The sequence below is a fragment of the Micromonospora psammae genome (assembly GCF_036902725.1).
Taxonomy (GTDB): Bacteria; Actinomycetota; Actinomycetes; order Mycobacteriales; family Micromonosporaceae; genus Micromonospora.
Window position 1 is genome coordinate 171,268 of the sequence record NZ_JBAKHM010000012.1, and the last position, 8,354, is coordinate 179,621.

An 8,354-nucleotide genomic window follows, 5' to 3' on the forward strand; every position below is an offset into this window, starting at 1 on the left:
GCCGGAGCGGGAGCCTCGTTCGTCGCCCGTGACGTGGGCCAGTCGGCGGGTTCTACCGGGCGCCCACAGGCGCCGTTCTTCCCGCAGCTCGGGAGGGTCTTCACGCGCCGGCGCCAGACCGCCTTCCAGCAACCGGCGGCTCTCTGCACTGGCTGATCGACGCGCTACTCGGCTCCGTCACAGCTCTGCCGGGCAGGCTAGCACCCCCACCGGAGCGCTGTGACGTCATTTCGGACGTCCCCGGTGTCCGGTGTCACAACATCTGCGACGTGACGCCCGTCGCCCGACGTTCATCGACGGCAACCGTCGGGCGTAGGCTCGGTTTTGTGACGATCGAGCACTCCGCGCCGACGACGACCCCGCAGGCTGCGCGTTCCGCGACGGTCGCCCCCGAGGGGCGACGCATGCTGCGGATCGAGGCGCGCAACGCCGAGACGCCGATCGAGCGCAAGCCGCCGTGGATCAAGGTCAAGGCCAAGATGGGCCCGGAGTACACCCAGCTGCGCGGGCTCGTCTCGCGCGAGGGGCTGCACACCGTCTGCCAGGAGGCCGGCTGCCCCAACATCTACGAGTGCTGGGAGGACCGCGAGGCGACCTTCCTCATCGGTGGCGACCAGTGCACCCGGCGGTGCGACTTCTGCCAGATCGACACCGGCAAGCCGGCCGAGTTCGACGCCGACGAGCCGCGCCGGGTGGCCGAGTCGGTGGCCGCCATGGGCCTGCGCTACGCCACGATCACCGGCGTCGCCCGGGACGACCTGCCCGACGGCGGCGCCTGGCTCTACGCCGAGACGGTCCGGCAGATCCACGCCCTGCGGTCCGGCTGCGGCGTCGAGCTGCTGATCCCCGACTTCAACGCCGTCCCCGAGCAGCTCGCCGAGGTCTTCGGCGCCCGCCCGGAGGTGCTGGCGCACAACGTCGAGACGGTGCCGCGGATCTTCAAGCGGATCCGCCCGGCGTTCCGCTACGAGCGCTCGCTGGACGTGATCCGGCAGGCCCGCGCCGCCGGCCTGGTCACCAAGAGCAACCTGATCCTGGGCATGGGCGAGGAGCGGGCCGAGGTGTCCCAGGCGCTGCGCGACCTGCACGACGCCGGCTGCGAGCTGATCACCATCACCCAGTACCTCCGCCCCTCCCCCCGGCACCACCCGGTGACCCGCTGGGTCAAGCCGGAAGAGTTCGTCGAGCTGCGCGAGGAGGCCGAGGAGATCGGCTTCGCGGGCGTGATGAGCGGGCCGCTGGTGCGCTCGTCGTACCGCGCCGGCCGGCTCTACCAGCAGGCCCTCGACGCCCGCGAGAGCTCTCCCGCCGCCGGCTGACTCCCGGCCGGCGCCGCCTCTGGCCGGCGGTGGCCCGCTTCCGCGAAAGGCCCGTGCGGCCGCGCACGCGCCTGCGGCGTTACGTGACATCGGTGACGGTTCGTCCGTTATGCACAGGTGTCGGCGTACGCGCCGCAGGCGCCTGCCTCCGCCCGGTGGTCCCGACTGCCCGGGCTGTTCACCCTGCTCGCCGTCGCGGCCGGGGTCGGCTACCGCCTCGGCCTGCTGCTGCACCACTCGCCGCCGACGAACAGCGACGAGGCCACCATGGGTCTGGCCGCGCTGCGCATCGCCCTGGGTGAGGACTTCCCGGTCTTCTTCTACGGCCAGGCCTACATGGGGACGCTGGAGGCGTGGCTGGCCGCGCCGGTGTTCGCGCTGGCCGGACCGTCGACGCTCGGGCTGCGCCTGCCCGCTCTCGCGTTGTACGTCCTCTTCGTGCTGCTCGCCTGGCGGCTGGCGCTGCGGCTGACCGGGGACCGCTGGTTCGCCCTGCTGGTCGTGGTGCTGCTCGCGCTCGGCTCGGACCGGATCGTCAAGAACCAGCTGATCGCGGGCGGCGGCTACCCGGAGATGAACCCCGTCGGGGTGGCGCTCGCCCTGCTGGCGTACGACCTGTCGGCCGGTCGGCCGGGTCGCCGGCTGCCGCGCTGGGCCGCCTGGGGGTTCCTCGCCGGCCTGATGGTCTGGGTGGACCCGCTGGTGCTGCCGTACGTGGCCGCCACCGGGGCGGTGCTGGTGGCGTTCCGCCGGCGGGAACTGACCGGCCGGGCCGGCGCGTTGCTCGGTCTCGGGGCGCTGGTCGGTTCCGGGCCGCTGCTGGCGCACAGCCTGGTGACCGGCCGCAGCCCGCTCGCCGCCGTGCTGGCCGCGAGCGGCGCCGGCCAGCCCGCCGGGTGGCCCGAACGGCTGTACGGGGGGCTGGTGCTCGGGCCGCCGCTGGGCATGGGCTTCTGCTTCCCGAGCCACTGCGCGCCCTGGCAGCTGTGGTGGGCGGCCGCCGTGCCGGTGCTCCTGGTCGTCGCCGGTGTCGCCGCCTGGCGCACCCTGCGCGCCGTCTCCCCGGCCGGCCCGCCGGGCCGCGTGCCGGCCCTCGTCCGGCCCAGCCCCACCCCCACCGTCGGGCCGGACGGGACGCGGACCGGTGCGGCGGTGACGCTCGCCCTGGTCATCGCCGCCACCGCGACGCTCGCCGGCTACGCGGTCAGCAGCGCGGCCGGGCGGACCCCGATCGAGAGCAGCCGCTACCTGTCCTGCCTGCTCATCTCCGTACCGGCGCTGCTGTGGCCGCTGTGGACCGCCGCCCGGCGGCGGACCTGCGGGCCCGACCCCGCCCGGGGGGATCCCGCGCTGCGGGTCGCGGCGGCCGGGGTGCTGACGGCGACACTCGGCACCGCCGTCATCGCCACCGTCGGAGCGGTCGGCGCCGCGCCGGCCGCCCGCGCCGCCGAGGCCCGCCACGCCGAACTGGTGACCACCCTGCGGGAGCGGGGCGTCCGGCACGTGTACGGCGGCTACTGGACCTGCAACCGGCTCACCTTCGCCAGCGGCGAGGACGTGCTCTGCGCCGTGGTCGACGACGACCTGAACCCCGGGCACGACCGCTACCGGCCGTACCGCCGGGCGGTGGCGGCGTCGACGTCAGCGGCCTGGGTCGCCCCCGCCGACTCGCCGCTCGCCGCCCGCCTCAACGAACGCCTGCGCGCCCAACCGACCACCCTCGACCTGATCACCATCGACGGCTGGCGCATCTACCTCCCGCACCGCTGACCCACCCGCGCGCTGTCCCGGACATGGGCATTCGGGGCGGGGCGTCACCCTTTCCGCGACAGGGGGACGAGAACGGTGGAGTCAGCGGGGGCCGGCGAGCAGGTTGAGGCGGTGGGCCAGGGCGGCTGCCTCGACGCGGTTGCTCACGTCGAGCTTGGCGATGATCCGGGAGACGTGCACGCTGGCCGTCTTCGGTGAGATGAAGAGCTGCGCGGCGATCCGGCTGTTGCTGTGCCCCTCGGCGACCAGCCGCAGCACCTCCTGTTCGCGCAGGGTGAGCAGGTCCGCGCCGGGGCGGCCCCGGGTCGCGCCGCGCAGGCCGACCCGTCGGGCCAGGGTCGCGGCCTGCTCGACGAGGGGTGTCGCGCCGAGCTGGCCGGCGATCACGCTGGCCTCGCGCACCGCCGCGCCGACCTCGTCCCGGTCCCCCGCGCCGGCCGCCGCCTCGGCCAGCGCCAGCAGCGACCGGCCGAGCGGGTACGGCTGTTCCGCCGCACGCCAGGCGGCCACGGCGGCCCGCCAGGCGGCCAACGCCTGCCCGTCAGCCGCCAGGGTCGCGGTGACCTGGGCGGCGTACGCCCGTTCCGCCGGATGGCGGGCCGGCAGGTCGGCGGCTCGCGCGGCCACGGTGGCGGCCAGGTCGGCGTCTCCCGTCAACGCCGCCACCCGAGCGACGGCGCCGAGTACCGGCCAGCCCTCCCGGGGAAGCTGCGACAGGCGGTCGTCGGCGAGGGCGCTCCACCCGGCCCGCACCGCCTCGCTCCGGTCGCCCGCCGCCAGGGCCGCCTCGATCCGCAGCTCCAGCAGCGGCAGGCGATGATTCGGCCACAGGTACGGCCGCGCCAGGAACGCGAGCGCGCGACCGACCAGCTCGTCGGCAGCGGGATGTCCCCGGGCCAACCGCAGGCCGGCCCGCAACTGGAGCCAGTGCAGCCCGGAGACGCCCGGCGGGTCGATCCGGGCCGCCTCGGCGCAGGCCGCGTCCGCCTCGTCCCAACGGCCCAGCGCGATCAGCGCCTCTGCCTGGTTGGAGAGCAGGTACGCGCCGGAGGAGCGGCTGATCCCGACCCGACGGGCCTCGACCACCCCTGCGGCGGCCGCCTCCGCCGCCTCGGCGTACCGGCCGAGTTCGAAGAGCACGTCCGAGCTGTGGACCAGGGCGCTGACCAGTGCCGGCGCGTTGTCCGCAGCGCGGGCCAGGGCCTCCGCCCGGCGCATCTCGGCCAGGCCGAGATCGGGTGCCCGACTGGTGCGACAGAGCATGGCGATCCGGGTCGGCAGCAAGGTGATGTCCTCGCCGAGCGCCTCCGCCGCCGTCATCGCCTCGCCGATGACCGACGCGGCCTGTTCGGGGTCGATCCTGACCAGGTACGCGGCGACGTCGACGAGCAGCCGGAGCCGGTCCGGACCGTCCGGCACCCCCGACACCAGCCGGTACGCCTCGCGCAGCTCGGCGGCGCCGTCGCTCTTGCCGAGCATGGCCAGCATCCGGCCGCGCCGCTCCAGCAGCCGCGCCGCGCGCAGCGGCTCCGCGTCGCCGTCCACCTCGGCCAGCGCGGCCCGGGTCAGGGTGAGCGCTCGGTGGTAGTCACCGGCGGTGGTGGCCGCGGCGAGCGTCTCCTCCAGCACCGCCAGGTGGTCCATGCCGAGCCGGTCGGCGGCGTCGGGCACCAGTTCCCACAGCTCCAGCACCCGTTCCAGCAACCGGCTCTGCTCCGCGTACGCGTACCGGTCGGCGGCGGCGCAGGCAGCCGTGCGGGCGGTCACCAGGGCCCGCGGGTGGTCGTGCGCGGCGTACCAGTGGTGGGCGATCTCTGCCGGGGCGCGGCCGGCCGCGACCAGGTGGGGCTGCGCCTCGACGGCCGCGGCGAAGCGGGCGTGCAGGCGGGCGTGCTCGCCGGGGAGCAGCTCGTCGTGGACGGCCTCGCGGACCAGCGCGTGCCGGAACTCGTAGTCGCCGTCCGGGTCGGCCACCACCAGTTGGGCGGCGACGGCGGCGCGCAGCGCGTCCTCCAGCTCCAACTCGGGCAACCCGGCCACCTCGGCGAGCAGCTGGTGGGCGATCCGGGTGCCCCCGGCGGCGGCGATCCGCAGCACCCGCTGGGCCGCCTCGGGCAGCCGCTCCACCCGGGCGAGCAGCAGGTCGCGCAGCGTCTCCGGCAGCGCGGCGCAGCCGATCGGGTCGCCGGCCGCGGCCAGCTCCTCGACGAAGAACGGGTTGCCCTGGGTGCGTTCGTGGATGTCGTCGACCGCGCGGGCGGCCGGCTCGGTGCCGAGCAGGTCGGCCAGGATCGCGCCGGTGCCGTCCCGGTCGAGGCGGCCAAGCTCGATCCGCTCGACGCCGCGGGCCCGGTCCAGCTCGGCGAGGAAGGGACGCAGCGGGTGCCCCCGGTGCAGCTCGTCCGTGCGGTAGGTGCAGACCAGCAGCAGCCGGGCGGTGCGGGCGCCCCGGACCAGCAAGCCGATGAGGTCACGGGTGGAGCGGTCGGCCCAGTGCAGGTCCTCGATCACCAGCATCAGGGGCTGGACGGCGGCGAGCCGGTGGAACAGCTCGGCCACCAGGTCGAACAGGTAGCCGCGCGGGGCGTCCGACCCGGGCGCGACGGCGGGAGCGGTGCCGCCGAGCGGGCCCCGGGCCAGCTCCGGCAGGAGGCGGGCGAACTCGGCCTCGTACCCGGCGAAGACCTCGGCGCCGTCGCGCCGCAGCACCGCACGCAGCGCTGCGGCGAACGGCGCGAAGGGAAGGCCGACCTCGCCGAGTTCCAGGCACTGGCCTACCAGCAGCCGGGCGCCGGCGTCGGTGGCAGAGCGGCCGAACTCCTCCAGCAGCCGGGTCTTGCCCACGCCGGCCTCACCGCCGACCAGGACGGTGGTGGGTTCCCCGGTACGGGCCCGGGCGAGCGCGTCGCGCAGAGCCACCAGCTCGCGCCGGCGGCCGACGAGGACGGTGCTGACGGCGCGTGCGGTCACGGCACCGAGCATGCCATGGCCGGGGCCGGCGCCGATCCCGCCGATCGGTCGGTCCGTGGGCGGGGCACCCCTCGCCGACCGCCCCGCACCGGCCCCGCCGGCCGGATGACCGGGCGGGGCCGGTGGCGCGCGGTACGGATCGGTCGGCACCGCCGCCGGGGGGCGCGGAGGGCTCACCGGCGGGCGTCGGCGGTGCGGCCCGCGTGGTCGCGTCGACTGAGCCAGCCGCGCACGGTGCGTCGCGGCAGCATCCGGGCGAGCCGGTCCACGTCGGCGTCGGCACGCAGCTCGGCGGCGTGCGTACGGTGGATGGTGAGGATGAAGTCTGGGTCGTTACCGAACATCGTGGGCTCCTTGCGGTGGTCGTCGTCTGCTGACATCGACCTTCCACGCGAAGGTGCCGCCGGGGCATGCGTGCGCTGCCCGATCTTCGGCCGCTTCCCCTCCTTACTCCGGGGTCCGGCGGGGGCCGGCACGCCGTAAGGTACTCAGCTGGCGGACCCCCGGACGCGGATCAACTTCACGGGCGGCGACCACTAGACTCTGCGGCATGGCAAAGCCCCAGGAGAAGGTCTCGTTCGGCCAGCGGCTGAAGCAGATCGGGATGGTGTTCAAGTTCACCGCCAAGCAGGACAGGTGGTTCGCTCCACTGGCCGCCGGCGCGGTGCTGATCCCGCTCGCGCTCACCGTGGTCGCGGTGATCCTCTGGGGCTGGCTCTGGCTGCCGCTGGGCATCCTGTTCGCCCTGCTCGCCCTGCTGATCGTGCTGAACCTGCGGTCCAACAAGGCGATGATGAACGCCGCCGAGGGCCAGCCCGGCGCGGCGGCGCAGATCATGGAGAGCATGCGCGGCGACTGGCGGGTCACCCCGGCGGTCAGCTCCACCACGCAGATGGACATGGTGCACCTGGTCATCGGCCGGCCCGGCGTGATCCTGCTCGCCGAGGGCAACCCGCAGCGGGTCCGTGGCCTGCTGGGTCAGGAGAAGCGCCGGCTGGCGAAGGTGATCGGCTCGGCGCCGCTGCACGACTACGTGATCGGCCAGGGCGAGGGTGAGCTGCCGATCCGCAAGCTGCGGATGACGCTGATGCGGCTGCCGCGCGACCTCAGCCCGAAGGACGTCAACGCGCTGGACAAGCGGCTCAAGGCGCTCACCGCCCGGCCGCAGATGCCCAAGGGCGCGATCCCGAAGAACATGCGCCCGCCGCGCAGCGCCTTCCGCCAGTCCCGGGGCCGCTGACCCCCTCGTCGTACCCGAAAGAGCCGGGCCGCGTCCGCCCGGCACCTCACAAGATCGCGCTCGATCCGGGAAACAGTGGTGTCCCTTCCGCTCGGAGGCCACTGTTTCCTGGTTCGAGCGCGACCTTGGTTCGGACGGCGTCGTCGGGCGGCGCGGGGTCAGGCTCGGGGGGCGGGGGTGATGACCGAGCCGGTGAGGCGGTCGTGCAGGCCGCGACGGTGTTCGTCCATGAGCAGGGCGGGCACCACCAGGGCGAGCAGCACGCCGCGCAGCAGCGCCCGGAGCAGCCCGATCCGGCCGCCGTCGGCCCAGGAGAGGCAGCGGACGCGGGTCACGTACATGCCGGGGGTCTGGGCGAAGAGGCCGAGGAAGAGGCCGTACTCGACGACGAGCACCAGCACCGGGGCCCAGGCGTCGCGGAACGGGTCGGCGAAGATGTTGGACGCCAGCAGGCAGAGCACCCAGTCGATCACCAGGGCGCCGAACCGGGGGCCGAGGCTCGGCGGGGTGAAGGTGGGGTCTGCGGCGGGCGGCACCGGTGCCGCGGCGTACGGGTTGGTCACAGCGGTCAAGGGTAGTCAGCGAATCGGCGCCGTCCCGGATCGGCACGGTGCGGGGAATCGGGCCAATAGCATCAATTGGCGGTACTCCGCCCCGGCCGGTATCGTCCGAACGGATACCCGGAGGGGACTGAGCGGCGCAGATGACACTCCGCGAGCGACGTAACACGGCAGAAACATAGGAGACACGGCCGGGCAACCCCGCGGTCATAGCGTCGCCAGAGCCCAGCCACCGGAGTGGACGTGCCAGGAGGACGTGTGTTTGCCAATCCCGAGGAACTGCTGCGATACCTCAAGAACGAGGACGTGAGGTTCGTCGACGTACGGTTCTGTGACCTGCCCGGCGTGATGCAGCACTTCAACCTGCCGGTGGAGTCCTTCGACGACAGCGTCTTCAGCGACGGCCTGGCCTTCGACGGGTCGTCGATCCGTGGTTTCCAGGCGATCCACGAGTCGGACATGCTCCTGCTCCCGGACGTCGCCAGCGCCTTCATC

General features: G+C 74.3%; 7 protein-coding genes. 4 read left to right on the top strand and 3 right to left on the bottom strand.

All coding sequences use genetic code 11. The features are described from left to right. The first annotated feature begins 269 nt into the window (after positions 1–269). Both lipA and V6U79_RS16780 read left to right on the top strand, forming a co-directional pair. Positions 270–1,319 carry a lipoyl synthase gene (gene lipA, locus V6U79_RS16775; protein WP_334531146.1) on the top strand — a complete coding sequence of 350 codons (1,050 nt, stop codon included), beginning with the start codon at positions 270–272 and terminating at the stop codon, positions 1,317–1,319. Between the two features lie 117 nt (positions 1,320–1,436). Beyond that, positions 1,437–3,089, top strand: a complete 1,653-nt coding sequence (locus V6U79_RS16780; protein ID WP_442933790.1) for a hypothetical protein — start codon at positions 1,437–1,439, stop codon at positions 3,087–3,089. 81 nt (positions 3,090–3,170) lie between these two features. Here V6U79_RS16780 and V6U79_RS16785 read toward each other — a convergent pair whose 3' ends face one another. Next, positions 3,171–6,059: an ATP-binding protein gene (locus V6U79_RS16785; RefSeq protein WP_334615156.1), complete on the bottom strand. Its 2,889-nt coding sequence runs from the start codon at positions 6,057–6,059 to the stop codon at positions 3,171–3,173. A gap of 173 nt (positions 6,060–6,232) precedes the next feature. Continuing rightward, positions 6,233–6,439: a hypothetical protein gene (locus V6U79_RS16790; RefSeq protein WP_334615157.1), complete on the bottom strand. Its 207-nt coding sequence runs from the start codon at positions 6,437–6,439 to the stop codon at positions 6,233–6,235. Between the two features lie 170 nt (positions 6,440–6,609). Between V6U79_RS16790 and V6U79_RS16795 the strand changes: the two genes are divergently transcribed. Next, positions 6,610–7,299, top strand: a complete 690-nt coding sequence (locus V6U79_RS16795) for a DUF4191 domain-containing protein (RefSeq protein ID WP_334531137.1) — start codon at positions 6,610–6,612, stop codon at positions 7,297–7,299. A 158-nt stretch (positions 7,300–7,457) separates the two neighbouring features. On the opposite strand, the gene V6U79_RS16800 is transcribed toward V6U79_RS16795, so the two are convergent. After that, the gene (locus V6U79_RS16800) at positions 7,458–7,871 is read right to left on the bottom strand and encodes an RDD family protein (RefSeq protein WP_442933791.1); all 414 of its coding nucleotides are present in this window, start codon (positions 7,869–7,871) and stop codon (positions 7,458–7,460) included. Between the two features lie 246 nt (positions 7,872–8,117). Here V6U79_RS16800 and V6U79_RS16805 point away from each other — a divergent pair. Further along, on the top strand, positions 8,118–8,354 hold a 237-nt coding region (locus V6U79_RS16805; protein ID WP_334615158.1), incomplete at its 3' end, for a glutamine synthetase beta-grasp domain-containing protein.

Excerpts from the sequence above, each read along its gene's own strand:
- V6U79_RS16790 (WP_334615157.1), bottom strand. The coding sequence starts at position 6,439 with ATGTCAGCAGACGACGACCACCGCAAGGAGCCCACGATGTTCGGTAAC.
- V6U79_RS16795 (WP_334531137.1), top strand. The coding sequence starts at position 6,610 with ATGGCAAAGCCCCAGGAGAAGGTCTCGTTCGGCCAGCGGCTGAAGCAG.